This is a genomic window from Rhizobium sp. NLR10b (assembly GCF_019685435.1).
Taxonomy (GTDB): Bacteria; Pseudomonadota; Alphaproteobacteria; order Rhizobiales; family Rhizobiaceae; genus Rhizobium.
Map to the genome: position 1 here is coordinate 99,201 of NZ_JABDWV010000015.1, position 25,910 is coordinate 125,110.

Annotated in this window: 20 protein-coding genes; 6 read left to right on the forward strand and 14 right to left on the reverse strand. The window is 62.0% G+C overall.

The annotated features are described in order from the left end of the window. Positions 1-16: 16 nt before the first annotated feature. A complete protein-coding gene (locus HJB91_RS23385; RefSeq protein ID WP_210628272.1) occupies positions 17-604 on the forward strand; it encodes a GNAT family N-acetyltransferase in 588 nt (195 codons plus the stop codon). Here the strand turns inward: HJB91_RS23385 and HJB91_RS23390 are convergent. Together HJB91_RS23390 and HJB91_RS23395 are read right to left on the reverse strand one after the other, a co-directional pair. Then, positions 579-1,253 (reverse strand): hypothetical protein, encoded by a 675-nt coding sequence (locus HJB91_RS23390; RefSeq protein ID WP_210631648.1) that lies wholly within the window; start codon positions 1,251-1,253, stop codon positions 579-581. The genes HJB91_RS23385 and HJB91_RS23390 overlap by 26 nt on opposite strands. After that, positions 1,250-1,558 carry a DUF3572 domain-containing protein gene (locus HJB91_RS23395; RefSeq protein ID WP_221155976.1) on the reverse strand — a complete coding sequence of 103 codons (309 nt, stop codon included), beginning with the start codon at positions 1,556-1,558 and terminating at the stop codon, positions 1,250-1,252. Before HJB91_RS23395 ends, HJB91_RS23390 begins: the two co-directional genes overlap by 4 nt. 133 nt (positions 1,559-1,691) lie before the next feature. Here HJB91_RS23395 and HJB91_RS23400 point away from each other — a divergent pair, with 133 nt between their 5' ends. Together HJB91_RS23400 and HJB91_RS23405 are read left to right on the forward strand one after the other, a co-directional pair. Then, positions 1,692-2,063 carry a response regulator gene (locus HJB91_RS23400; RefSeq protein ID WP_003547430.1) on the forward strand — a complete coding sequence of 124 codons (372 nt, stop codon included), beginning with the start codon at positions 1,692-1,694 and terminating at the stop codon, positions 2,061-2,063. An 18-nt stretch (positions 2,064-2,081) separates the two neighbouring features. After that, complete coding sequence (locus tag HJB91_RS23405; RefSeq protein ID WP_221155977.1) at positions 2,082-3,455, forward strand: PleD family two-component system response regulator; 1,374 nt, start codon at positions 2,082-2,084, stop codon at positions 3,453-3,455. A gap of 746 nt (positions 3,456-4,201) precedes the next feature. On the opposite strand, the gene rpmG is transcribed toward HJB91_RS23405, so the two are convergent. The 9 genes from rpmG to HJB91_RS23450 all read right to left on the reverse strand — a co-directional run bounded on the left by rpmG (position 4,202) and on the right by HJB91_RS23450 (position 15,725). After that, entirely contained in the window at positions 4,202-4,369 is a 168-nt protein-coding gene (rpmG, locus tag HJB91_RS23410; RefSeq protein WP_003587245.1) for a 50S ribosomal protein L33, read from the reverse strand. Between the two features lie 92 nt (positions 4,370-4,461). Then, positions 4,462-5,646, reverse strand: coding sequence for an MFS transporter (locus HJB91_RS23415; RefSeq protein ID WP_210628269.1), 1,185 nt, complete (start codon positions 5,644-5,646; stop codon positions 4,462-4,464). Between the two features lie 250 nt (positions 5,647-5,896). Beyond that, on the reverse strand, positions 5,897-6,349 hold the full coding sequence (locus tag HJB91_RS23420; protein ID WP_210628268.1) for a DUF983 domain-containing protein: 453 nt from the start codon (positions 6,347-6,349) through the stop codon (positions 5,897-5,899). Positions 6,350-6,420: 71 nt separating this feature from the next. Further along, on the reverse strand, positions 6,421-8,793 hold the full coding sequence (rnr, locus tag HJB91_RS23425; RefSeq protein ID WP_221155978.1) for a ribonuclease R: 2,373 nt from the start codon (positions 8,791-8,793) through the stop codon (positions 6,421-6,423). Between the two features lies 1 nt (position 8,794). Then, positions 8,795-11,449, reverse strand: a complete 2,655-nt coding sequence (gene topA, locus HJB91_RS23430; RefSeq protein WP_221147465.1) for a type I DNA topoisomerase — start codon at positions 11,447-11,449, stop codon at positions 8,795-8,797. A gap of 228 nt (positions 11,450-11,677) precedes the next feature. Further along, the gene (dprA, locus tag HJB91_RS23435; protein WP_210628265.1) at positions 11,678-12,820 is read right to left on the reverse strand and encodes a DNA-processing protein DprA; all 1,143 of its coding nucleotides are present in this window, start codon (positions 12,818-12,820) and stop codon (positions 11,678-11,680) included. Next, positions 12,820-13,440 (reverse strand): glycerol-3-phosphate 1-O-acyltransferase PlsY, encoded by a 621-nt coding sequence (gene plsY / locus HJB91_RS23440; protein WP_221147463.1) that lies wholly within the window; start codon positions 13,438-13,440, stop codon positions 12,820-12,822. The genes dprA and plsY overlap by 1 nt, the downstream gene beginning before the upstream one ends. Before the next feature lie 42 nt (positions 13,441-13,482). Then, positions 13,483-14,772, reverse strand: a complete 1,290-nt coding sequence (locus tag HJB91_RS23445; protein WP_221155979.1) for a dihydroorotase — start codon at positions 14,770-14,772, stop codon at positions 13,483-13,485. After that, entirely contained in the window at positions 14,769-15,725 is a 957-nt protein-coding gene (locus tag HJB91_RS23450) for an aspartate carbamoyltransferase catalytic subunit (RefSeq protein ID WP_064801874.1), read from the reverse strand. Before HJB91_RS23450 ends, HJB91_RS23445 begins: the two co-directional genes overlap by 4 nt. 178 nt (positions 15,726-15,903) lie before the next feature. Between HJB91_RS23450 and HJB91_RS23455 the strand changes: the two genes are divergently transcribed. Continuing rightward, a complete protein-coding gene (locus HJB91_RS23455) occupies positions 15,904-17,562 on the forward strand; it encodes an acyl-CoA dehydrogenase family protein (RefSeq protein ID WP_210628262.1) in 1,659 nt (552 codons plus the stop codon). Positions 17,563-17,574: 12 nt separating this feature from the next. On the opposite strand, the gene HJB91_RS23460 is transcribed toward HJB91_RS23455, so the two are convergent. From HJB91_RS23460 to HJB91_RS23470, 3 genes are all read right to left on the reverse strand, one after another. Then, the gene (locus HJB91_RS23460; RefSeq protein ID WP_210628261.1) at positions 17,575-17,964 is read right to left on the reverse strand and encodes a PIN domain nuclease; all 390 of its coding nucleotides are present in this window, start codon (positions 17,962-17,964) and stop codon (positions 17,575-17,577) included. Beyond that, on the reverse strand, positions 17,948-18,169 hold the full coding sequence (locus HJB91_RS23465) for a type II toxin-antitoxin system VapB family antitoxin (RefSeq protein ID WP_210631647.1): 222 nt from the start codon (positions 18,167-18,169) through the stop codon (positions 17,948-17,950). Before HJB91_RS23465 ends, HJB91_RS23460 begins: the two co-directional genes overlap by 17 nt. 128 nt (positions 18,170-18,297) lie before the next feature. After that, positions 18,298-21,162, reverse strand: coding sequence for a ribonuclease E/G (locus HJB91_RS23470; RefSeq protein ID WP_221155980.1), 2,865 nt, complete (start codon positions 21,160-21,162; stop codon positions 18,298-18,300). Between the two features lie 622 nt (positions 21,163-21,784). Here HJB91_RS23470 and HJB91_RS23475 point away from each other — a divergent pair. Next, a complete protein-coding gene (locus HJB91_RS23475; protein ID WP_221155981.1) occupies positions 21,785-23,044 on the forward strand; it encodes an N-acetylmuramoyl-L-alanine amidase in 1,260 nt (419 codons plus the stop codon). Between the two features lie 361 nt (positions 23,045-23,405). Next, entirely contained in the window at positions 23,406-25,865 is a 2,460-nt protein-coding gene (locus HJB91_RS23480) for a penicillin-binding protein 1A (RefSeq protein ID WP_210628258.1), read from the forward strand. Positions 25,866-25,910 lie beyond the last annotated feature (45 nt).

The following is a 25,910-nucleotide window of genomic DNA, read 5'->3' on the forward strand; positions in this document are numbered from 1 at the left end:
GACGGGAGCTTTGCCTTTGGATAAAGATCTTCGTTTCGAGCCGGTGACGGCAGACCGGTGGGGAGACTTCGAAACTCTGTTCGGCCCGCAGGGGGCCTTTTTTAATTGCTGGTGTGTCGCGCTGCACTTGCCGCATGCGGTGAGGACGACGATGACGGCCGACGAGCGCAAGACGCATATGCGCGAGCGGATCGGGGCGGGGCCGCCGCCGGGGATCCTCTGTTATGCAGATGGCGGACCGGTCGCCTGGGTGCAGGTCGGGCCGCGCCACGACGTGCCGCAGTTCAATTCACCGCGCACCGTCTCGCGGCCGCTGGAGGAGGAGGATGCGCGTGATCCCTCTATCTGGGCTGTCAGCTGCTTCTTCCTGCTGCCGAAACTGCGCGGCAAGGGATTAAGTCATCGCCTGCTCGCCGGCGCGATCGACCATGCACGGCGCCGGGGCGCGCGGCTGCTCGAAGCCTGCCCGATCGATCATGTGAAGCAGTCGAAATCGGTGACGCTCTGCATCGGCTCGACGGCAATCTTCGAGGCAGCCGGATTCGAGACGGTGGCAATGCGCAAGGACGGCCGTCCGCTCATGCGGCTGGAGCTGCGCGGTTGACCGGGCCGGAAAGGAAATGGGCCTCGATCAGCCCGGCCGCATGCGTCCAATCGGTGGCGCGGGTGATGTCGTCGGCTGCCGCCGGCGCGAAACGATGGACGGGCGAGTCCGGCATCAGGTGAATGAGCAGGCAATCGGCCACGTGTTCCCTGACCGAATTCAGATTGTGCGCCATATCGTCTATGAAGGCGACAGGAAAGGAGCGGCTGGCATGCAGTGCATGGACGATTGGCCCCTTGGGTTGCTCGCTGGCAAGCAGCGGAAAGAGCAGGCCGGCGCTGTCCAGCAGGCGGCGACGCGGATCCTGGTACCGTGGCGGCATCGCCGTCAGGAAAAGGATATCGGCGTCTTGCGAAAGCCGGCCGAGCGTTTCGACGACGCGGTCGACCGGCGTCTGCCACAATTCCTGCGCTTCGAAAAAATCTTCGATCAGCCGGCTGACTTGTCGGCCCTCGATCTCCGTGCCGTCCGCTTTCGAGACGATGTTGCCGTGAAGCCGGAACGATCGCGGCAGGAATTCGTGTCCCAGGCTTTGGAGAAAAAGCTGGAAGGGGTCGATGAACCGCAGCACGACATCGTCGACGTCGCAGACGATCAGCGGCCGCTCGCCGAGGCGGATGTGCGAAATATCGAGCTCTGTCACGCTCAGTATTCTCCCGAATCGAGCCCGGGCGAAGAGAAATGCCGCCAGGCGGCGGTTACCGAATCGGGGCTGAGGCCGCTCGCCGTGCAGAAGGCCATCGCCGTCGGTTCGTGGTTCATCAGGAAGTCCATCATGCCTGAGAGGAAACCCGGATCGTTGACCGCGTTGCGCACCTGCTCGGGCGCCACGCCGGTGAGTACGAGGAAGCGGCCGAACATGTCGGGATCGGCGGCAAGCCAGCCAAGCACGGCGATCGCCGTCTCGTGCGGGTCGGCCGCCTGCTGTTTCGAAGTCTTGAAGTTGCTTTGCATTTCGAGGGGTAAGTTACCTTTTCTTCAACCAAATACCGGTAGCGTGCGCTATCGGTTTCACGGAGCTATTCATCCGCATGTGCCTTTCTCATGGGACGAACCGCTGCGCGAACGGACGTAGGGACAGCTTGTCATGCCCAAACAGGTGATGATTGTAGAAGATAACGAGCTCAACATGAAGCTCTTTCGCGACCTCATCGAGGCGTCCGGCTATACCACGATCCAGACTAGAAATGGCATGGAGGCGCTCGATCTGGCGCGCAAGCATCGTCCCGACCTCATCCTCATGGATATCCAGCTTCCCGAGGTCTCCGGCCTCGAAGTCACGAAATGGCTGAAGGAAGATGACGAGCTGCACGTTATTCCGGTCATCGCCGTCACGGCTTTCGCGATGAAGGGCGATGAGGAGCGGATCCGCCAGGGCGGCTGCGAAGCCTATGTTTCCAAACCGATTTCGGTTCCGAAATTCATCGAGACGATCAAGACCTATCTGGGCGATGCCTGACGCATCGGAAAGACGCTTATGACCGCGCGAATACTGGTGGTTGACGATATTCCGGCCAACGTGAAGCTGCTTGAAGCGCGGCTGCTCGCGGAGTATTTCGACGTGATGACCGCTGCCGACGGTCACGAAGCGCTAGCAATCTGCGAGCGCAACCAGGTCGACTTGATCCTGCTCGACATCATGATGCCCGGTATCGATGGTTTCGAGGTCTGCGAGCGGCTGAAGGCCAATCAGAAGACCGCCCATATTCCCGTCGTCATGGTCACCGCACTCGACCAGCCTGCCGATCGCTTACGCGGTCTGAAGGCCGGCGCCGACGATTTTCTCACCAAGCCTGTCAACGATCTGCAGCTGATCTCGCGGGTGAAGAGTCTGCTGCGGCTGAAGACCTTGAGCGACGAGCTGCGCATCCGCGCCGACACCGCTCATACGATGGGCATGGGCGATCTCATGCGGGCAGGCGAAGGCCGTGGCGATGAGGCCGGCCAGGTGTTATTGGTCGATGGCCGCGCCAATTCGCAAGAGCGCATCGTCAGGGCGTTGAAGCCCGTCGCCGATGTGCTTGCCCTCTCCGATCCGCAGGCGGCCCTCTTCGAGGCGGCCGAGAACACGTTCGATCTCGTCATCGTCAATGCCAATTTCGACGATTACGATCCGCTTCGCCTCTGCTCGCAACTGCGCTCGCTGGAGCGCACACGCTTCCTGCCGATCCTGATCATCACCGAGCAGGGCTCCGACGACATGGTCGTCCGCGCCCTTGATCTCGGCGTCAACGACTACATCATCCGCCCCGTCGATCCCAACGAGCTCGTCGCCCGCTGCCTGACGCAGATCCGTCGCAAGCGTTATAACGACCGTTTGCGAGCCAGCGTCAAGCAGACGATCGAGCTTGCCGTGACCGATCCGCTGACTGGCCTTTACAACAGACGTTATCTCGACAATCACCTGAACGCACTCTTCAATCGGTCGATGGCGCGGGGCCGGCCGCTTTCGGTGCTGATCACCGATATCGACCGTTTCAAGCAGGTGAACGACACCTACGGCCATGACGGCGGCGATGAAGTGCTGCGCGAATTCGCAAACCGCGTCCGTTCGACCATCCGCGGTGCCGATCTCGCTTGCCGTCATGGCGGGGAGGAGTTCGTCGTGGTGATGCCGGACACCTCGCCGGAAGTTGCCGCAGCCGTCGCCGAGCGCCTGCGCGCGGCAGTCGAGAGCGCTCCCTTCATGCTGAAGCGCTCAAGTGAACTCCTGAGGGTCACCGCTTCCTTCGGCATCGCCTCGCGCAGTGGCGCGGTGTTGACCCCGGATCAGCTGATGAAGCAGGCCGATCTTGCCCTTTACGAGGCCAAGAATTCCGGCCGCAATCGCGTGGTCGCAGCGGCTGCCTGACGAATCACTTTGGGCGCCATATGCGCCATTTGCGAGTTTTCCACTGCGGTAAGCGATTTGTTACCGAATTTTAACCTTCGCCTGTGCGACGCAGGCCCAAGTTTTGCAGCCCGGTAGCCCAAAAATGGACTCCCGGCGTTGCTGTGGATATGGCGCGGCGCGACAGTCTCCGGAATGCCGGAGCCTAGCCCGAAATGAAATGAAGACTATAAAAAACGCCTGCCGCCAACAGGGTCAAATAAAGTGTGGCGGCATCACCTCACGTAAGGGGAGGGACAGCTTAAGTTATTAAGTTATATTGTCGAACTTCTTCGGTTCCACCGTCATAAGGCTTTGCCGTCAAGCAGAGCCGTCAAATCTTTGCATGTTCCAAAACTGGACTTTTAACCATAGAATCAAGCTCAGAAAATTCATCATTAAGAATTTGTTGATTTTCTTTCATTTCTGCGCAAATTATCGGCTCATAAAAGAAGCGCTCCCGCAGAGGAGCTGTCGATACCCCATGATGCTCAGGTCCGCCGCATCTCCTGGGTCGTGGGGTCGGTCGGCTAGTAGGCAAGTCACAACGGTTCCTCGTGCCGTTTTGCATGCTGGCCGACCCCCTTTCAGGAAAACGCCGCCACTTCCCGAAGATGGAAGGGCGGCGTTTGTCTGTTTGCGCTATCATTTTCCAAGGCCATCCTCCGGGGCAATAAAAAACGCGCAACCCGAAGGCGCGCGTTTTTAAAATCCGTCAGGCCAAGTGATTACTTGATCTTGGTTTCCTTGAACTCGACATGCTTCTTCGCAATCGGGTCATACTTCGTCTTCGTCATCTTGTCCGTCATCGTACGGCTGTTCTTCGTCGTGACGTAGAAGAAACCGGTGTCGGCTGTCGACAGCAGCTTGATCTTGATTGTTGTAGCCTTGGCCATGGTCGTCCTGCCTTTAAGAAAATGAAAGCCGTGGAAGCCGGATGGGCTCCACGGCAAATTCTGGCGCGAAACTACGAATCCCGTCCGAAAAGTCAAGTCCGTTTTCGAACGAACATCAATCTGATGCCGGAAAGTAAGGCATAAAGACCGAAGAAAGCGGCAATCGCCCAGGCAAAACCATTGTTTCCGGCGACGTCGATTGCTGCGCCGATCACCTGTGGCCCAGCAACGGTTCCCATCGCATAACAGAAGACGAAGGCGGCATTGGCGGCAGCCAGATCGGAGCCCGTCAGCCGCGAACCGAGATGGCTGAGGCCGACCGTGTAGAGTCCGGAGACGCAGCCACCCCAGAAAAGCAGCATCCCGGCCATTAGCAGCCAGTTGTTGACGAGGATCGGCAGCGTCAGCGAGCCGATAAAGCCCATCAGCGCCATCCCTGCCAGAAGCGGTCGCTTGTCGCGGATGCGATCGGAGAGCAGGCCGAGGGGAATCTGGAAGATGACGTTGCCGACGCCCATCATGGTGAGCAGCAGCGCCGCCTGCGATTCGGTGAAATGGGCGCGCACGGCAAAAATCGGGAAAAGTGACAGCCCGCCAGCTTCGACCGCGCCGAAGATGAAGACGGCCGCCGTCGCTGTCGGCACCAGCAGGACGTAGCGCATGAAATGCAATTCCGGTTTTTCCTCGAGCACCGGGCTTTCGTCACGGGCGATGAAAATCGGAATGGCGGCAAGCAGGATGGCGCCCGCGCCGACCAGGAAGGGAAAGATGCCGTCGCTGCCGAGTATCGAAAAGAGCAGGGGCCCGGCAGCGAACCCGATGGAGAGCACGGTCGCATAAATGCCGAGCACAAAGCCGCGCTTGGATGGCGGCGAGGCGGCGTTGATCCAGAATTCGGAGAGAATGAACAGCGTCGTCGTTGCGCCATGGAAGGCGAAACGTAGCGGAAACCACATCCAGAAATCCTGGGCATAATAGAAGCCGAGCGCGCTCAGCGCCGAAATCAGCACCGCCCAGAGCATCGTCGGCGCAACGCCGTATTTGTGGGCGAGCTTGGTGGTAACGGGCGCCGCGGCCATCGCCGAGATCCCGGCCATCGCCGTATTCAGCCCGATCAACGTGGATGAGATGCCGCGTTTTTCGAGGATGATGCTGAGAAGCGGGAGTCCGAGACCGATTGCTATGCCGACGGCTGAAATGGACGAGATGGCTGCCACCAGAGAAGGCCAATGGATTTCTTCGACATCGCCCGGTGTGCCGGTTCTCGGCTGAGACATTTATCCATCCTTAGAAAGCTGCGCGAGCGAACCGACCTCTCGTCTCACATAGAAGGGACACAGATGTGCCAAATCCAGGTGACGGGCGGCGTTTCGCAGTATTTCCGATGTGATCTGCGGAATGTAAAGCCTGTTCAGACAAGAAAAGCTTACCATGTCAAGTCGTTGAAGATCGTTGACTCCCGCGTGTCGGTGGTGGTCGGTGGAGCGCTGGCACTACACGCTAAATATGTCTGGAAGGTGAAGGCGCTCAATCCGGCCGGCGGGGAAGCTCGTAATCATCGGGACTGTCGCTCTCGCCGCCGAAACCATGCATGCGCAACGCCCATTGCAGGCCGATGACGCCGCCCTTGATCGGTTGGATCGAGGCGAGCGCGGCGATGACCGTGATCGGCGCCCATATGGCAAGATGGACCCATACCGGCAATACCAAGGTCAGATCGGTCAGCATGTAGCCGCCGACGAGGACGTGGCCGAGGACCAGGATGACGATATAGGGCGGCAGATCGTCGGAGCGATGGTGATGCATCGCCTCGCCGCAGGCGGCGCAATGATCGACCGGTTTCAGGAACGCGCGGAAGAGCTTGCCGTCGCCGCAGGCCGGGCAGCGGTTCAACAGCCCGCGCATGATGGAACGTCCGAGCGGACGCTCGGCTTCGGGTCCATCCCCGTAGCGGACGACCGGATCGGTCGGTGTGTTCATTGCATCTTCCTCGTTCAGGCAAAAAGCATGAAGCGCCGCAATAGGACCATTGCTGCTTTCGGCACCGTGGCTTAGCGGCGTCCGCGCGGGGGACGCGTTCCCGGTTTCTTGCGGACCTGGCCCCTGTCGCGGCGGCCGGCCTTATGGAAGGAACGCGCCGCCGTCGGCATCTCGCGTCCTTCGCTCAGCATCTCGAACCGCAGCGCGCCGGCCAGCGGGATTGCTTCCGCAAGCTTCACGGTGACGCTGTCGCCAAGACGATAGCCGAGGCCCGTCTTTTCCCCCGACAGTGCCTGATGCGCCTCGTCATAGATGAAATAATCGGTGCCCAGCGTAGATATAGGGACGAAACCATCGGCGCCATAGTCCGGCAAGGTGATAAAGAGCCCGGATTTCGTAACTCCGGAGACGCGGCCGGCAAACTCCTCGCCGACGCGGGTGCTCAAATGATGGGCGATCAGCCGGTCGATAGTCTCGCGCTCGGCTGCCATCGCCCGGCGCTCGAAGGTCGAGATTTCGGCGGCGATATCGTCGAGCGAGGCTTCTTCGTCGGGGGTGATGCCGCCTTCGCCGAAGCCGAGCGAACCGACCAGCGCCCGATGCACGATGAGATCGGCGTAGCGGCGGATCGGCGAGGTGAAGTGGGCGTACTTCATCAGGTTGAGACCGAAATGGCCGATATTCTCGGGGCTGTAGATCGCCTGACTCTGCGAGCGCAATACCATCTCATTGACCATGGTCTGGTGTGCCGTGCCGTCCGCCTTGGCCAGGATGCCGTTGAAGCTGTTGGCCCGCATATTGCCGCCCTTGGCGAGCGAGATGCCGAGTGTCGCCAGGAACTCGCGCAAAACTTCCTGCTTGGCAAGCGTCGGGCCGTCATGAATGCGGTAGACCAGCGGCTGACGCTTCTTCTCGAGCGTCTCGGCGGCGCAGACGTTCGCCTGGATCATCATCTCTTCGATCAGCTTGTGCGCATCGAGTCGCGGCGGCACGAAGACCCGGTCGACCGTGCCGTCCGGTTTCAGCAGGATCTTGCGCTCCGGCATGTCGAGTTCCAGCGGCTGGCGCCGGTCGCGTCCGCGCTTCATTACTCCATAAGCGTGCCAGAGCGGTTTCAGGATCGGCTCGAGCATCGGTCCGGTCTGATCATCCGGTCTTCCGTCGATCGCCGCCTGCGCCTGCTGATAGGAGAGCTTGGCGGCACTCTTCATCATGATGCGATGAAAGGTATGGCCGATCTTGCGGCCTTCGCCCGAGAAGCTCATGCGCACGGCGAGCGCCGGGCGGTCGACGCCTTCCTTCAGCGAGCAGAGATCATTGGAGATGCGCTCCGGCAGCATCGGCACGACGCGATCGGGGAAATAAACGGAGTTGCCGCGCTTCAGCGCTTCGCGGTCGAGCGGCGAATTAGGGCGGACATACCAGGAGACATCGGCGATCGCGACGGTGACGATGACGCCGCCGGGATTGTCGGGGGAGGGGTCGATCTCGGCGTAAACAGCGTCGTCATGGTCCTTGGCGTCTGCCGGATCGATGGTGATCAGCGGCACGTCGCGCCAGTCCTCCCGATGCGACATGGTCACCGGCTTGGCGGCTTCGGCCTCGGCGATCACGGCCGGCGGAAAGACGTGCGGGATGCCGTGCGCATGGATCGCGATCATCGAGATCGCCTTTTCCGAGCCGACCGAGCCGACGACGGAAAGGACCTTGGCGCGCGGCAGGCCGAAGCGTCCGAGGCGCGCGACTTCGATCTCGACCAGGTCGCCATCCTTGGCGCCGCCGGTATAGTCGGGGTCGATCACCATCTCTTCGCCGCGCCGTTCGATTGGCAACAGGCGGCCGCCGCCGCCCGGCGCGCTGCGGAAAACGCCCATCGCCGCACCGCGGCGCCTGTCGATCACCTTGATGATACGCGCTGTATAAGCCGGCCCGCCGCGATCGACGGCCGGGAAGATCTTCGCCAGGATTCGGTCGCCGAGCCCGGCGACGGGCGCCTTGCCCTTACCCTGGCGGCCTGCCGGCGACTGCTGACGGATGGCGACGGCAGGCGCCACACCCTGCTCCTCCGGCCATTCCGCCGGCCGGCCGATCAGGTCGCCGTCCTTATCGCGCGTCGTGATATCGAGAACGGTGACGGGCGGAAGAGCGCCGGGACGAATGAGCGACTTGCGGCTCTTTTGCAGCATGCCTTCCTGCTCGAGCTCCTGCAGCATGTGCTTGAGCTCGACGCGGCTGTCACCTTTCAGCCCGAACGCCTTGGCAAGTTCACGCTTGGAAGCCTTCTGCGGATGATCGGCGATGAAACGCAGGATCACTTCCCGCGAGGGCAGCGTGCCGTGGACGATGTTCAGCGGTTCGACGGCGGAAGTATCCCTGCCGGCGCGGCCGATCTTGCCCGGGCGCTTGCCCGCGGGGTTCGTTCTGTCGCGCGGTGTCTTGCTCACGTCAGCTCTTTTTCGATTTCGCGGGCGCCTTCGCCTTCGTTGCCTTCGGCTTGGCGGCCGTCTTGGTTGCCTTGGCTTCGGCGGCGGCCGCCTTCGGCTTGGCTTTCGCCCTGGCCGTCTTGCCGGCCGGGGCCTTGCCGGCCTTTTCGGTGATCAGCGCAAGCGCCTCCTCGATGGTAATCGCCTGCGGATCCTTGCCCTTCGGCAGGGTGGCGTTTACCTTGCCCCAGTTGACATAGGGGCCGTATTTGCCGTCGCGAACGGTGATGGCGCCGCCATCGGGATGATCGCCGAGGGTCTTCAGTGCCGCCGGCGTACCGCGCGCACCCCGGCCCGGCGCCTTGTTGGCTTTTTCGGCAATCAGCGTCACGGCGCGATTGAGGCCGACGGAGAAGACGTCCTCGACGGTTTCCAGATTGGCATAGGAACCGTCATGCAGGAGAAACGGCCCGTAGCGGCCAATGCCCGACGAGATCATCTTGCCCGTTTCAGGATGTTTGCCGATATCGCGCGGCAGCGAGATCAGCGCCATCGCCTTTTCATAGTCGATATCCTCAGGCTTCCATCCTTTCGGCAGCGAAGCGCGTTTGGCCTCCTTGCCGTCGCCGCGCTGGATGTAAGGGCCGAAGCGGCCGGAACGCAGCGTCAGTTCCTCGCCGGTGGTCGGATCGGTGCCGAGATTCTTCGGTTCGTTGAGCGCGACCCCTTCCGCTTCTCCACCGTTTTCGGAGGAAAGCTGGCGGGTGTAGTTGCATTCCGGATAGTTCGAGCAGCCGACGAAGGCACCATATCTGCCGAGCTTGAGCGACAGGTTGCCGGTGCCGCAGACCTGGCAAATCCTGGGGTCGCCGCCATCCTCGCGTTTCGGAAAGACGAGCGGCGCCAGCGCCTCGTTCAGCGAATCAAGCACGTTGGTGACGCGCAATTCCTTCGTGTCTTCGATCTGCGCGAAGAAATCCTTCCAGAAATCGCGCAGCACCTGCTTCCAGTTCAATTCGCCGGCGGAAATCCGGTCGAGCTTTTCCTCGAGGTCGGCGGTGAAATCATATTCCACATATTTGGTGAAGAAGCTTTCGAGGAAAGCCGTCACCAGCCGGCCCTTGGCCTGCGGGATCAGTTTACGCTTGTCGATCGTCACATAGTCGCGGTCGCGCAGGGTCGCCAGCGTGGCGGCATAGGTCGAGGGACGGCCGATGCCGAGCTCTTCCATCTTCTTGATTAGCGATGCTTCCGAATAGCGCGGCGGCGGCTCGGTGAAATGCTGGGTCGAATTGATCTTCTGCTTGGCCAGCGCCTCGCGTGCATTGATCTCCGGCAGGCGACCATCCTCGTCGCCGTCATCGCTCTGCTCGCCGTCCTCCTTCTGGTCGGTATAGGCGGCGATGAAGCCGTCGAAGCGGATGACCGAACCGACGGCGCGCAGGCCGGCCTTCTCGCCCTTGTTCTCGGCGGTGATTTCGGCCGTCGTGCGCTCGATCTCGGCCGACGCCATCTGGCTGGCGATGCCACGCTTCCAGATCAGCTCGTAGAGCCGGATCTGATCGGCGTCGAGGAATTTGCGCACGCGGTCGGGCGAGCGGTAGAAATCGGTCGGGCGGATCGCCTCGTGCGCCTCCTGGGCGTTCTTCGCCTTGGTCGAGTAGAAGCGCGCCTTCTCAGGCAGGTAGCGTTCACCGAACTGGTCGAGGATGGCACGTCGCGCTGCGTCGATCGCTTCGGGCGCCATCTGCACGCCGTCGGTTCGCATATAGGTGATAAGACCGACTGTCTCGCCGCCGATATCGACGCCCTCATAGAGCTTCTGGGCGATCTGCATCGTGCGCGAGGCGGAGAAGCCGAGATTGGAGGAGGCGGCCTGCTGCAGCGTCGAGGTGGTGAACGGCGGTCCCGGGTTGCGCCTGACCGGTTTTGCCTCGACCGTGTCGACGATATAGCTGGCGCCTTCGAGCAATGCTTTCAGGCGGCCCGCATCCTCGCCGTTGCCGATCGCCCGCGGCTGCAGCCGCTTGCCGTGCGCCGAAACCAGCCTTGCCTCGAACTCGTCGCCGCGCGGCGTCTTCAGCAGCGCCGAGATGTTCCAGTATTCTTCCGAAATGAAGCGCTCGATCTCGGACTCGCGGTCGCAGACCAGACGAAGCGCGACCGATTGGACCCGGCCGGCCGAACGCGCGCCGGGCAACTTGCGCCACAGCACCGGCGAAAGATTGAAACCGACGAGATAGTCGAGCGCGCGGCGCGCGAGATAGGCGTCGACCAGCGGCACGTCGATATCGCGCGGATCGGCCATCGCATCGAGGACGGCCTTCTTGGTGATCGCGTTGAAGACGACGCGCTTGACGGACTTGCCGTTCAGCACCCGCTTCTTGTTCAGCATGTCGAGGACGTGCCAGGAAATCGCTTCGCCTTCGCGATCAGGGTCGGTCGCGAGAAACAGCCCATCGGAGGATTTCACCGCGTCGGCGATGTCCTTCATCCGCTTGGCCGAAGCGCCGTCGACCTCCCAGAGCATTTCGAAATCCTGATCGGGAAGAACGGAGCCATCCTTGGCAGGCAGATCGCGCACATGGCCGAAGGAGGCGAGCACTTTGTATCCCGAACCCAGATACTTATTGATCGTCTTGGCCTTGGCAGGCGATTCCACCACTACAACATTCATGATGATTCTCTAAAAAAGAAACCACGCCAGCTTGTGGGCCAGCGCAACACGCACCGTAACTTGGATACCGGCCCTCCGACATGGACAGGGAAATCGCTGCGGTCAAGGGGTTTGCTACAATTTTACTTCTTGCGTACGGTGCAAGCGAAACAAGATTTGCAGCAGAAAACAATTTTAAATTGCGTCAGTGCGGTTTTCAACACGCAGTTTCCCTGTTCCCCGCAAGCATCAATCGGAAAGCGAGACGAGACCGCCCTGATGCCGATGCAGCCTGCCTGATATATCGAGTTCCAGAAGGATGAGATAGACCGCGGATGCCGGAAGGCCGGTGTGGCGGATGACGTCGTCGATCTCGACCGGCGTCGGCCCGAGCGCGCCGATGATGCGCATCCGGTCCGAATCGCCGGGTGGCATCGTCATTGCCCGGCTCTCGCGTGCCGGCTCTTCCGCCATCGACAAAGGGAAGAGGTCAAGTTGCGCAAGCGGCGCCAGGGCTTCGATGATATCGGCAGGTTCGGTAACGATCGAAGCGCCGTCCTTGAGCAGGCCGTTGGTGCCGTGACAGCGCGGATCGAGCGGCGAGCCGGGCACGGCAAACACCAGGCGGCCGAACTCGCCGGCGAGGCGCGCCGTGATCAGCGAGCCCGAGCGCATCGCCGCCTCGATGATCACCACGCCAAGTGCGATGCCGGCAATCAGCCGGTTCCGGCGCGGGAAATCGCGGGCGCGCGGCTCCCAGCCGAAGGGCATCTCGCTCACCGCCAGGCCGTTGCCGCCGGTTATCTCTTCGATGAGGCCGAGATTCTCCGGCGGGTAGGGCTTGTCGAGACCGCCGGCAAGGGCGGCGATCGTGCCCGTGCCGAGGCTTGCCCGATGCGCTGCCGTGTCGATGCCGCGCGCCAGGCCGGAGATCACCGTATAACCCGCCCGACCGCAGTCGCGCGCCACCATCGCCGCGAATTTGGTGCCTGCGGCCGACGCGTTACGGGAGCCGACGATGCCGACGGCCGGTCGTTTGGCGGCAGCGAGTGCGCCCTTGACCGCAAGAAGCGGCGGCGCGCCGTCGATCTGTTTCAGCGCCTGCGGATAGTCCGGCTCGCCAATGCCGATAAAGCGGGCGCCGAAACGATGCGCCGCCTCCAGTTCCCGGTGCGCCTCGGCTTCGCTGGCAATGCGGATGGCCCGTGTCGCGCCGCCGCGCGCTGAAAGCTCCGGCAGCGCCGCGAGTGCGGCCTCAGCCGAACCGAAATGATCGATAAGATCGCGGAAGGTTGCAGGGCCGACATTGTCGGAACGGATCAGGCGCAGCCAGGCAATCCTCTGCCTTTCGCTTAGCACTGTACCTGTTGATTCCGCGCTCGGCGCGTCCATTATCCTTTCGCCCCGATCTTGCTTTCCGTTCCGCCCATCAGGCGTGAAATATTTGCCTTGTGCTTCCAGTAGGAGATGAGCGTCATGATCGCCATGACGGCCGCGACCTTTTCATTGCCGAGGATCCACAGTGCGATTGGGATGACGAGCATGGCGACGAGGGCCGACAGCGAGGAATAGCGGGTGGTGACGGCGACCGCGAGCCAGACGGCGGCGAAGAGCACCACCATGATCGGCGCGACGCCGAGAAGCGTGCCGATATAGGTGGCGACACCCTTGCCGCCCTTGAAGCCGATCCAGACGGGGAAGAGATGGCCGATGAAGGCGAAGAAGCCGGCGATGATCGCGGCCTCCTCACCGAGGAAATATCCGACAACCCAGGCTGCCGTCGACGCCTTCAGTGCATCGAGCAGCAGCGTCGCGGCGGCGAGCTTGCGGTTTCCGGTTCTCAGCACATTGGTCGCGCCGATATTGCCGGAGCCGATGCTGCGCACATCGCCCAGGCCGGCGGCCCGGGTGAGGATCAGGCCGAAAGGGATTGAGCCGAAGAGATAGCCGATAACGGCCGCCGCAAGTGCGATCGGCAGCGTGATCTGCCATGACATGAGATTGGATAACATGTGCCCCCTCAGCCCTCCGTAGCTTACCGTTCCAGCCGTCTCTCAAAATGCGTGAACAGGCTTTCCCGAGACGTATGTCGCGACTGCCCGCCCGCTGAAGCGCGCGTCCTCGAACGGTGTATTCTTCGAGCGGGAGAGAAGCATGTCTTTGGTGACAAGCCAAGGCTCATCGAGATCGATGAGCGTGATATCGGCTGGCGCACCCGGCTTCAGCGTGCCGGCATTGAGACCGAAAATCTGAGCTGGGCGGGTGGACATGGCGTCGATCAGCCGCATCAGGCTGACCTGGCCGCCATGATGAAGCCTGAGAGCCGCCGCCAGCATCGTTTCCAGTCCGACCGCGCCATCGGCTGCCTCTGCGAACGGCAGGCGCTTCGTGTCGACGTCCTGCGGGTCGTGCGAGGAGACGATGATGTCGATCGCACCGTTGGCAAGCGCCTCGGCCATGGCGACTCGGTCGTCCTCCGGGCGCAGTGGCGGATAGAGCTTGAAGAAGGTGCGGTATTCGCCGATGTCGTTCTCGTTGAGCGCCAGATTGTTGATCGAGATGCCCGAGGTCACCTTGGCGCCACGGCTGCGGGCGCGTTCGATGGCCTCGACCGATTCGGGGACGGAGATCATCGCAGCGTGATAACGGCCGCGCGTCAGCTCTGCCACCCTGAGATCGCGTTCGAGGGGGATCAGCTCGGCTTCCTTCGGAATGCCGGAGAGCCCCAGCCAGCTGGCGAAAAGTCCCTCGTGCATGACGCCATTGGCGCCGAGATATTTGTCGCGGGTCTCGCAGGAGATGACGGCGCCGAATTCGCGAGCATAGGTCATGATCCGGCGCAGCACCTGTGTGTTATGGACGCTGGAATGGGCATCGGTGAAGGCGACCGCGCCCGCCTGCATCAACAGGCCGATTTCCGTCATCTCCTCGCCGGCAAGACCCTTGGTGAGGGCGGCTGCCGGATAGACGTTGACGGCCGCCGTGTCCCGCGCCGTCTTCTTGACGAATTCGACGAGTGCGATGTCGTCGATGACGGGATCGGTGTCCGGCATCATGATGATCGAGGTGATGCCGCCGGCTGCCGCCGCCCGGCTCGCCGAGGCGATCGTCTCGCGGTGCTCGCCGCCGGGCTCGCCGATATGGACGCGCGCATCGACGAGGCCTGGCGTTGCCACGAGGCCGGTGCAGTCGCGCACGGCGGCGCCTTCCGGCGCACCCTGGTTCTGCGCCTCGCTGCCGGCGGCAATAATCACGCCGTTTTTAGCGATGATCGTTCCGATCTCGTCGAGACTGCGCGAGGGATCGACGATGCGGACATTCTTGAGGACGATCGAGCTGCTCATGCCATCATTCCGTCGGTTCGGGGACCTTGGTTCTGCGAGACGAGCAGCGTCTCCATGACGGCCATGCGCACGGCGACCCCCATTTCCACTTGTTCGGCGATCACGCTCTGCGGACCATCGGCCACCTCGGAGGCGATCTCGACGCCGCGGTTCATCGGCCCGGGGTGCATGACCAGCGCATCATCCTTCGCTGCTTTCAGCGTTTCGGCGTCGAGTCCGTAGAAGTGATAATACTCGCGCACCGACGGCACAAAGGCGCCGGACATGCGTTCGCGCTGCAGCCGCAGCATCATCACGACGTCGGCGTCCTTCAATCCTTCCTTCATCGAGTGGAACACCTCGACGCCCATCTCGGCGATGCCGGCGGGCAGGAGGGTGGCGGGCGCGACGACGCGCACGCGTGCGCCCATCGCGTTAAGCAGCAGGATATTGGAGCGCGCCACGCGCGAGTGCAGCACGTCGCCGCAGATCGCCACGATGATGCGCGAAAGCTTGCCTTTGGCGCGGCGGATCGTCAGCGCGTCGAGCAGCGCCTGGGTCGGGTGTTCGTGCTGCCCGTCGCCGGCATTGACGACCGAGCAGGAGACTTTCTGGGCAAGAAGTGCAGCCGCCCCGGCGCTTGAATGGCGGATCACCAGCACGTCGGGGCGCATCGCATTCAGCGTCATCGCCGTATCGATCAGCGTCTCGCCTTTCTTCACCGAGGAATTACCGACCGACATGTTCATCACGTCGGCGCCGAGCCGCTTGCCGGCAAGCTCGAAGGAGGCCTGTGTGCGGGTCGATGCCTCGAAGAAGAGGTTGATCTGCGTCAGTCCGCGCAGCGTCGACGTCTTCTTTTCTCTCTGGCGGCTGATCTTGACGGCTTCGTCGGCCTTGTCGAGGAGATAGGTGATATCCTGCTCGGTGAGGCCCTTGATGCCGATGAGGTGGCGGTGGGGGAAAAAGACCATGACCCTGCCTCTTGCTGTCTCTTGCGGGTCTATAATGAGTGCCGCCCGCTGGGGCAAGCACGCGCTGTGGGCAAAGGCTTATGTCCCCATGCATTTTCGCTTGAATTCCGATAGAGCAGAATAAAGCGAATCATAACTTCCGGTTTTCCTTGCCGGGTTCTTGCACTAGAAGCGAACAATGACCTCCGCAAACCGGACTGACGACAAACTCGCAGAACTCAACCAGCCGAGCCTGTGGTCCGGCATCAATGCCTATCGATCCGATCCGCTGATCGTCGATCTGACGGCGGCCTTGCCGCGCGGCATCCGTGAAGACCTGGAAAATATCGGTCGCTACGTCACCTCGCCGGAGGCGCAGGAGCTCGCGCGCATGGCAAACCAGGGCGCGCCACAGCTGCGCACCCATGGTCCGCGCGGCGAGCGTCTCGACGTCGTCGAGTTTCATCCCGCCTGGCACGCGCTGATGCGCCGCTCCATGTCGGTCGGCCTGCATTCCTCTGTCTGGGATCCGCAGGCCGATATCGAGGCGAAGGACGCGGGCCACAAGGTCCGCGCCGCGCGATTTTACCTGACGGCACAGCTGGAATCCGGCCATCTCTGCCCGCTGACGATGACGAGCGCTTCGGTGGCTGCGCTGTCGGCGTCCCCTGCGGTGCAGAAGGACTGGGCGCCGAAGATCCTGTCGCGCAAATATGATTCGTCCAACCGGCCCGCCATGCAGAAATCCGCGGTGACCATCGGCATGGGCATGACCGAAAAGCAGGGCGGCACCGATGTCAGGGCCAACCGGAGTGCGGCTGAAAAGGTCAGCGAAGGCATCTATCGGCTCTCCGGCCACAAATGGTTCATGTCGGCTCCAATGAGCGATGCCTTCATCATGCTGGCGCAGACGAAGGAGGGCATGGGCTGCTTCCTGGTGCCGCGCCTGCTGGAGGACGGGTCCGCCAACGGACTGCAGTTCCAGCGACTGAAGGACAAGGTCGGCAACCGCTCGAACGCCTCTTCCGAGGTTGAGTTCACCGATACCTTCGGTTTCCTGCTCGGCGGCCCGGATGCCGGCATCCGCACCATCCTCGACATGGTGACGCTGACGCGGCTTGATTGCGCGCTGGCCTCATCAGGCATCATGCGCGCCTCGCTTGCCGAGGCCGTGCATCATACGCGCGGCCGCAGCGTCTTCGGCAGGATGCTCGTCAACCAGCCGATCATGACGCGCGTGCTCGCCGACATGGCGCTCGACGTCGCTGCCGCTACCGCGCTGTCCTTCCGCTTGGCCGATGCTTTCGACAAGGCGCGCGGCAATGCCGAAGAAGCGGCCTATGCCCGCGTCATGACGCCTGTCGCCAAATACTGGTGCTGCAAGATCGCGCCCTCGCTGATCTATGAGGCGATGGAATGCATCGGCGGCAACGGTTACATCGAGGAGCGCCCGATCGCCCGCCATTACCGCGAGGCCCCCGTCAACGCCATCTGGGAAGGCTCCGGCAACGTGATGGCGCTGGATGTGCTGCGCGTGCTCAACCGTGGCAAGGATCTGTTCGAGACAGTTTTTGCGGGACTCGCGCGCGATCTCGGCCCCGCCGGCAAGAAAACGATCGACGTGTTACGCGCCGCAATCGCGCTTTGCGAACAGGACGAGGGCGCGGCGCGCCTGCTCGTCGAGCAACTGGCACTTGCCGCCGGCGCGGCGGAACTCTATCGGCTTGGAGCAGGGCGCATCGCCGATGCCTTCATCGAGACACGCCTTGCCGGCGGCTGGCGCTCCACTTACGGCATGCTCGATTCCCGTTTCGACGCCAGCTACATCGTCGATCTGCTCTACCCGCCGGCGGCCTGATCGCAAGGGCGATCAGGCGATCCTGAGACCGAGATGCTCGGCCATGGGATCGAAATCACTATCATCGTGCAAGAGCGAGTGGCCTTCTTGAATGCAGAATGTGCCAATGATTACGTCGATGATCTTGCGCACTGTGATACCGCGTTCCCGCAGCAGGCGATAATTACGGGCTGCCCTGACGGCGAGGCTGTCGTCAAGCATCGGACGGATCGTGAATTGGCGCAAATTCGCTTCGATGGTGGTTGCATGGCGGTCATTGCGCGCGCCTTGGAGGACCTCCATAAGAATAAGATCGCCAACAAGAATCTCCAGCGGATCTTCGATATTCTGCAGACGTCGTCTGGCGGCGTTTTCCATCCCGCGTAGATGCGCAATCCAGACCGAACTATCGACGACGATCACTGGTTTCGTCCGGTCGATCGCGGCGCATCCCTTCCAGATCACCCTCCCAGCCGATTCCCGAGAGATTTGCGATCGCATTTTTTCTGCGGTGCCTGTCGACGAGGCTTCTGAGGGCCTGTTCGATAGTAGCTTTTTTCGTCGCCAACCCCGTGGCGGTCATCGCTGCGGCGAGCAAGGCATCATCGATATCTATATTCGTCCGCATTTTTTCCTCGTAAAAGATACACATCAGCCTCACGGGTTCAAGATCAATGCTGATGCTGCCGCCATAAACAAAAATCCGGCCGCGTCGCCACGGCCGGATTATCGTCATTTACGTCCGAAAATCAGCGTTCAAAAGAAGCCACGGCGTTGCCACCAGCCGGCTTTCTTCGGCTTGCTGTCATCGCTTTCGGTTGTTTCGCTGCGGGTGGATTTCACCGTCGGCTCTGAGGAAGAAATATTGGATTCGCGGTTGGCGCGAACCGGCTTTGCTTCCTCCTGCGCGGGCGTTGCGAGATCGGCCGAGGCTTCGACCACCTCCGGCTCTGCTTCTACGGCTGGTGCCGCTTCCGCTACCGGTTCTTCGACCGGCGCTGCGGCGGGCTTCCGGCGGCCGCGGCCACGGGCAGGCTTTACCTCTTCGGCGACGACACCCACGTCCTCGACGGCAGCCGTTACAGCTTGGCTCTCCCTGGCCTGTTCGGCAACCGTCTCGACAATTGCGGCTTCACCGGGAGCGACGTCATCCGAAGTGCCGTCGTCTTCATCCTCGCTGCCATCTTCGCCGGCTTCATTCGCCGTCAGCTCGGACCCGTCCTCCCGGTTGCGGCGACCGCCGCGCTTGCCGCGGCGCCGGCGCTTGCGGCGCTGCGATTCCTCGTTTTCGGCGCGGCTCTCGGGTGCAGCGGCGGCGGTTTCGTCGCCCTCAGCGCCCTCGTCGTCGCCATCTTCCTCTTCGTCGCCGGCTTCGCCTGCAGCGGCTGCCGGCTGCTCGGCATTGCCGTTGCGGCCACGACGGCGGCGGCGACGCTTGCGCTTACGGTTGCCTTCAGCTTCGCCTTCCGAACGCGCCGCAGCGGGACGTTCGGTCGCGGCAGCCTTTTCCTCGAGTTCTTCGTCTTCTTCCTCATCAGCCTCGATAACGATGTCGTCGTCCTCATCCTCGGGGATGGCTGCGAAGTTGAAGAGGCTTTCGATCTTGACCGGGTTTTCGACGGGCTCGCCGCGGTCGATCGCAAAGTGCTGCGCGCCGACCGAACCATCGGCATCGATGATGATCGCTACGCCAAAACGCGCTTCGTAATCGACGATCGTCTGGCGCTTGTGGTTGAGCAGGTAGAGCGCGATGTCAGGCGTCGTGCGCACGGTGATGTTGTGCGTCGTGTTCTTGAGCAGATATTCCTCGATGCCACGCAGCACATGCAGGGCGACGGAGGACTGTGAACGGACGTGGCCGGTGCCGCCGCAATGCGAGCAGACCTGGGTCGTCGATTCGAGAACCGAAGCGCGGATGCGCTGGCGCGACATTTCGAGCAGGCCGAAATGCGAGATCCGGCCGACCTGGATGCGGGCGCGGTCATTCTTCAGGCATTCCTTCAGCTTCTTCTCGACGGCGCGGTTGTTGCGCTTTTCTTCCATGTCGATGAAGTCGATGACGATCAGGCCGGCGAGGTCGCGCAGGCGAAGCTGGCGGGCGATTTCTTCCGCGGCTTCGAGGTTCGTCTGCAGCGCAGTGTCCTCGATCGAGTGTTCGCGCGTCGAGCGGCCGGAGTTGACGTCGATCGAAACCAGCGCTTCCGTCTGGTTCATGATCAGGTAGCCGCCGGAACGCAGCGTTACCTGCGGCTGCAGCATGCGGTCGAGCTGGGCCTCGATGCCGGAGCGCGAGAAGATCGGGTGGATGTCGCGGTAGGGCTGAACCACCTTGGCATGGCTCGGCATCAGCATCTTCATGAAGTCTTTCGCTTCACGATAGCCTTCCTCACCGGCAACGATGATCTCGCCGATATCCTTGTTGTAGAGGTCGCGGATCGAGCGCTTGATCAGCGAGCCTTCTTCATAGACGAGGCAGGGAGCGGTCGACGCCAGCGTCAGCGTGCGGACGTTTTCCCACAGGCGCATCAGATATTCGAAATCACGCTTGACCTCGACCTTGGTGCGGTTGGCGCCGGCGGTGCGCAGGATAACGCCCATGCCTTGCGGCACTTCGAGCATGCGGGCGATTTCCTTCAGGCGCTTGCGGTCCTGCGGATTGGTGATCTTGCGGGAAATGCCGCCGCCGCGCGCTGTGTTCGGCATCAGAACCGAATAGCGGCCTGCAAGCGAGAGATAGGTGGTGAGAGCGGCACCCTTGTTGCCGCGCTCTTCCTTGGCGACCTGAACCAGCAGGATCTGGCGGCGCTTGATGACTTCCTGGATGCGGTACTGCTTGCGCGGCTTGCGCTGCACGCGGTCCGGCACCTCTTCCATTGCGTCTTCGGCGCCAACGGATTCGATGACTTCCTCTTCGCCGTGATCATCGTCGTCGTCGTCGTCATCGTGGCGACGCTTGCTGGTGTCGATGTCCTCGGAAATCGTGTCGGTTTCCACCATCGCGGCCATCGTGCCGCCGGCAGGGGCGTCATCGTCGTTGTCGACACCCGAAGCGCCTTCCGCTTCGACGTCTGTCGGAACGGCGTCTTCCGTCGCCGTCGTTTCGGCAACCTTCTTGCGGCTCCGGCGCGGCCTTGCCTTCTTGGCCGGCGCTTCCTCGGCGGCTTCAGGTGATCCTGCCACCTCTGCCGTTACGGCAATCTCTTCCGGCGCGGCCTCTTCCGTTACGGCAGCCGGTGCCTCTGTGGGCACGATGCCGACATCCGGCTGATCCTGGGTCGAAAGATCGACCATCGGCGCGGTTTCGACGTGCTCGACGTCTTCGTCGCGACGGTGCTCCTCGGCCTCGGCCCGAAGCAGCGCCTGACGGTCGGCGAGGGGGATCTGGTAGTAATCGGGATGGATTTCGGCGAAGGCCAGGAAGCCGTGCCGGTTACCGCCGTAATCGACGAAAGCGGCCTGCAGCGAGGGCTCGACCCTCGTTACCTTTGCAAGATAGATATTGCCGCGGATCTGCTTCTTGTGCTGCGACTCGAAGTCAAATTCTTCTATGCGGTTCCCGCGAACGACAACGACGCGCGTCTCTTCCTCGTGAGACGCATCGATAAGCATTTTGTCTGCCATGTAAGCTGTGCTCCTCGGCGTGGCCGCGAGAGCGCATTCCCGACTGCTGTTGAAACAGAAAGAATGCGGTCCACCGTGGCCGCGCCGGATAATGAAAGTCGCGCTTGACGCGAAGGGGAGAGCAGCAGCCAGACCGCAGCCGGAACCGTTTCGGTCCGGGGCCTGTGCACTTCAGATAAAACCTGCTGCGAAACCATCAACAACCAAGCGTGATCGACAAATACGAAGACCCGGTTCGGGTCCGATGAGGTTGCTCCCTGAGAGCGTGGTGGCTGATCCACCAATGAAGTTCCGACAGATGCCGGAAAATCAGGATCCAGTTCTCGGGTTGAAGCGCATGAGACGGCGGACGATGACCGATGTGGCGCCAGGTCCAGATCTGGCTGGCAGCCCTTGCGGCGACTCTATCCCGTCAACACTTCTACCCTAAAATGCGTTGTATGTTTTCTCTGTCACAATAGCAAGGGAAAAGCCAAATGTGCCATAATATTGATGGATTTCGAATCGCATAGAAACCGGGGGCAGGTGACCGCGATTCGGCAGGCGGCAAGGCGTTTCGCTCTCGGGCGTCCGTTCCGGCCATATCAGGTCCATCGCGGTATAAATAGGGTGTGGCGGTTTATTGTTTAAGAGGGCTCGGATCGTGGCGCAGTTCGCAACGCGGCGATCGACATTGGCTAGGCGGGTTCAGACGGCGGTGCTCATTGCAGGTTGCCTCCTGCCCGGCCTCGCGGGTTCGGCCGAGACGAAGGATCCGCTGCTCGCTTATGGGGCGCGCATCATCGGCGATGATGCCAGGACGCGTATCGTCATCGATTTCGACCGCGAACCGCGTTTCTCCGTCCATTATCTCGCCAATCCGGAGCGGATCGTCGTCGATCTGTCAGCCACCGCCTTTGGATTTCCGGCGAAGGATTTGGCCGCCCGCGGCCTCTTCAAGGATATCCGCTACGGCAAGATGGATGATGAGAGCGCCCGCATCGTGCTGACAACGGCAAGGCCGGTGAAGCTCTCGCTCGCCAAGGTGCAAGCCGACGAGGCGGGCAGGGGCCATCGCCTGGTGCTCGATGCCGAGATGATCGACAAACAGGCCTTTGCCGAATTGGTCAAGACACAATCCTGGGACGATCGGACCGACGCGGCCCAGACGACGAGCGCCATTCCGGCGCCAGAAAAAACCGCCCCCGGCGATTTTGTCATTGCCGTCGACGCCGGCCACGGCGGCATCGATACCGGCGCGATCGGCGTCGACACGAAGACCGAAGAGAAGCAAGTGACGCTTGCCTTCGCCAAGGCCCTGGCCGACCGGCTGAACAAGGAGCCGGGCATCAAGGCGTTCCTGACGCGCAGTGACGACGAGTTCCTGTCGCTTTCCCAGCGCGTGCTGATCGCCCGCCAGAACCATGCCGGCCTGTTCATTTCATTGCATGCCGATACGCTGAAACAGAAGGATATCCGCGGCGCGACGGTCTATACGATCTCGGACAAGGCCTCTGACAAGCTCGCAGCCGACCTTGCCGAGCGCGAAAACCTTTCCGACCAGATCGCCGGCAAGGAGACGGTCGCCGAGCCGCCCGAGGTCGCCGACATCCTGCTCGATCTGACGCGGCGCGAGACGCAGGCCTTCTCGATTTCGCTGGCCGAGAGCGTGCTGAATTCCTTCAAGGACCAGATCGGCACCATCAACAATCCGCATCGCCACGCCGGCTTCCGCGTGCTGCAGGCGCCCGACGTGCCGTCGATCCTGCTCGAGCTCGGGTTCCTGTCGAATGCCGAAGACGAAAAACTGCTGCTCGACGAAACCTGGCGCACCAGGATCGCCGATCTTCTGACCGAGGCGGTGAAGCGATACCGCACCGGCGTCGTGGCGAATGGCGGCTGAAGAACGCCGCCCGGATATTTTAATGGGTTCGCTCAGGCGAGATCCATGAAAACAGTGACTTGGACGCATCCGTTCAATCACGTTCTGAGCGGCGCGGTTCGGTTTGTCGCCCGGGAAGGGCGTTGCTTCGATGTGACAGTCCCGATGAAACGCTGCCGAGGCAGTGATTGCGGCGGGCAGAGCCCTATTTTGCTCACATTCGCGCCGTTACTCCGGCTTATGTTTCCTAGCTTGAGGCGCGGAATCGGCTTGTGGCGGTAGCGCTCATGGAGTAAGCCGCGCGCAACGTGCAAATTGTCTCGATCTGTGCAATCGTTGCGTCCGCGCCGATTGTAGATCGAAGAGACCGGTAGCTGAAAATATGCTTAGACTTCTTGGATATTTCTTCGGAATGGCCTGCGTCCTGTTTCTGGTCGCGGCGGCGGGCATTGCCATCTATCTCGCCAATGTCGCGAGGGATCTTCCGGACTATGCCGTTCTGAACAGTTACGCGCCGCCGGTGACGACCCGCGTCCATGCCGGCAACGGCGCTCTCATGGCCGAATACGCCAAGGAAAAACGTCTCTTCCTGCCGATCCAGGCCATTCCCGACCGCGTCAAGGCCGCTTTCCTGTCGGCCGAGGACAAGAATTTCTACAACCATCCGGGGGTCGACCTCACTGGTCTCGGCCGCGCAATCCTCGTCAACCTGCAGAATTTCGGTTCGGGTCGCCGTCCTGTCGGCGCTTCCACGATCACCCAGCAGGTGGCCAAGAACTTCCTATTGAGCTCGGACCAGACGATCGACCGCAAGATCAAGGAAGCAATCCTCTCCTTCCGTATCGAGCAGGCCTACAGCAAGGACAAGATTCTCGAACTCTACCTGAACGAGATTTTCTTCGGGATGAATTCCTATGGCATCGCCGGCGCGGCGCTGACCTATTTCAACAAGTCGGTTACGGAGCTGACTGTCGCCGAGGCCGCCTATCTGGCATCGCTGCCGAAAGGTCCGGCCAATTATCATCCTTTCCGCCATCCTGAGGCGGCGCTCGAGCGTCGCAACTGGGTTATCGATCGCATGGTCGAGAACGGCTATGTCAGCCAGAGCGACGGCGCGGAAGCCAAGAAGCAGCCGCTCGGCGTCACCGCCCGCAGCAACGGACCATCGCTCTTCGCGTCCGATTACTTCGCCGAGGCCGTGCGCCGCCAGTTGATCGACCAATATGGCGAGAAAGTTCTCTACGAGGGCGGCCTTTCCGTGCGCACATCGCTCGATCCGCAGATGCAGCTCGCCGCGCGCAAGGCGCTGCAGGATGGCCTCGTGACCTATGACGAGCGCCGCGGTTTCCATGGGGCCGTCAAGCAGATCGACGCAAGCGGCGACTGGGGCAAGGCGCTTGCCGATATTCCCGCGCTGTCCGACGTTCCGGAATGGCGCCTGGCCGTCGTGCTCTCCGTCTCCGACGACAACGTCGACATCGGCCTGCAACCGGCCAAGGAGGGGAGCGGCAAGGTTGCGGCGGACCGTCTGCGCGGCACCATCGACGCCAAGAACATGCAATGGGCCTACCGTTCGGCGGATGGCTCCCGCAAGACGGCGAAATCGCCGGCCGGTGTCTTGAGCCCGGGCGATGTCGTTTATGTCGAGAAGCTCGGTGACGACGCGTCGACCTCCTACCGTCTGCGCCAGCCCCCCAAGGTACAGGGCGGCCTTGTCGCCATGGATCCGAAGACCGGCCGCGTGCTCGCCATGGTCGGCGGTTTCTCCTATGCTCAGTCCGAATTCAACCGCGCCACCCAGGCGATGCGCCAGCCGGGCTCCTCCTTCAAGCCCTTCGTCTACGCAGCTGCGATGGACAATGGCTATACCCCGGCCTCCGTCATCATGGACGCGCCGATCGAGATCGTCTCGGGTGGCCAGGTCTGGAAGCCGGAAAACTACGGCGGCGAAGTCGGCGGCCCGTCGACGCTGCGCTCGGGCATCGAGCATTCGCGCAACCTGATGACGGTCCGCCTCGCCAACGATCTCGGCATGAATATCGTTGCCGAATATGCCGAACGCTTCGGTATCTACGATCACATGCTGCCGGTTCTCTCGATGTCGCTCGGCGCCGGCGACACGACAGTGCTGCGCATGGTCTCGGCCTATTCGGTCATTGCCAATGGTGGCAAGCAGATCAAGCCGACGCTGATCGACCGTATCCAGGACCGCTACGGCAAGACGATCTTCAAGCATGAGGAGCGCCTCTGCGAGGGCTGCAATGCCGGCGACTGGCAGAACCAGGAAGAGCCCAACGTCGTCGACAACCGCGAAACCGTTCTCGACCCCATGACCGCCTACCAGATCACCTCGATGATGCAGGGCGTCATCCAGCGCGGCACTGCCGCTGGCAAGATCGATCTCAGCGGTCGCGACGTCGCCGGCAAGACCGGCACCACCAACGACGAGAAGGATGCCTGGTTCGTCGGCTTCACCCCGGATCTGGTCGCCGGCCTCTATATGGGCTTCGATACGCCGGCCCCGCTCGGCCGCGGCGGCACCGGTGGCGGTCTCTCCGCCCCGATTTTCAACGAATTCATGCAGGCCGCCGTCAAGGACATGCCGGAATCGAAGTTCGTCATTCCGCAGGGCATGAACCTGATCCCGATCGACCGCAAGACCGGCATGGCCGCCGCCGACGGCGATCCGAACACGATCGTCGAGGCCTTCAAGCCCGGCACCGGACCTGCCGACAGCTTCTCCGTCATCGGCATGGACAGCACCATGGCGCCGGAGGAGATCCTGAAAACCTCGCCGCAGGCCAACCAGGCCGTTCAGACCGGCACGCCAGGACTCTTCTGAGCCCTCACCCGATTTTAGAAGCCCGCCCCGGCTCTTTACATCCGC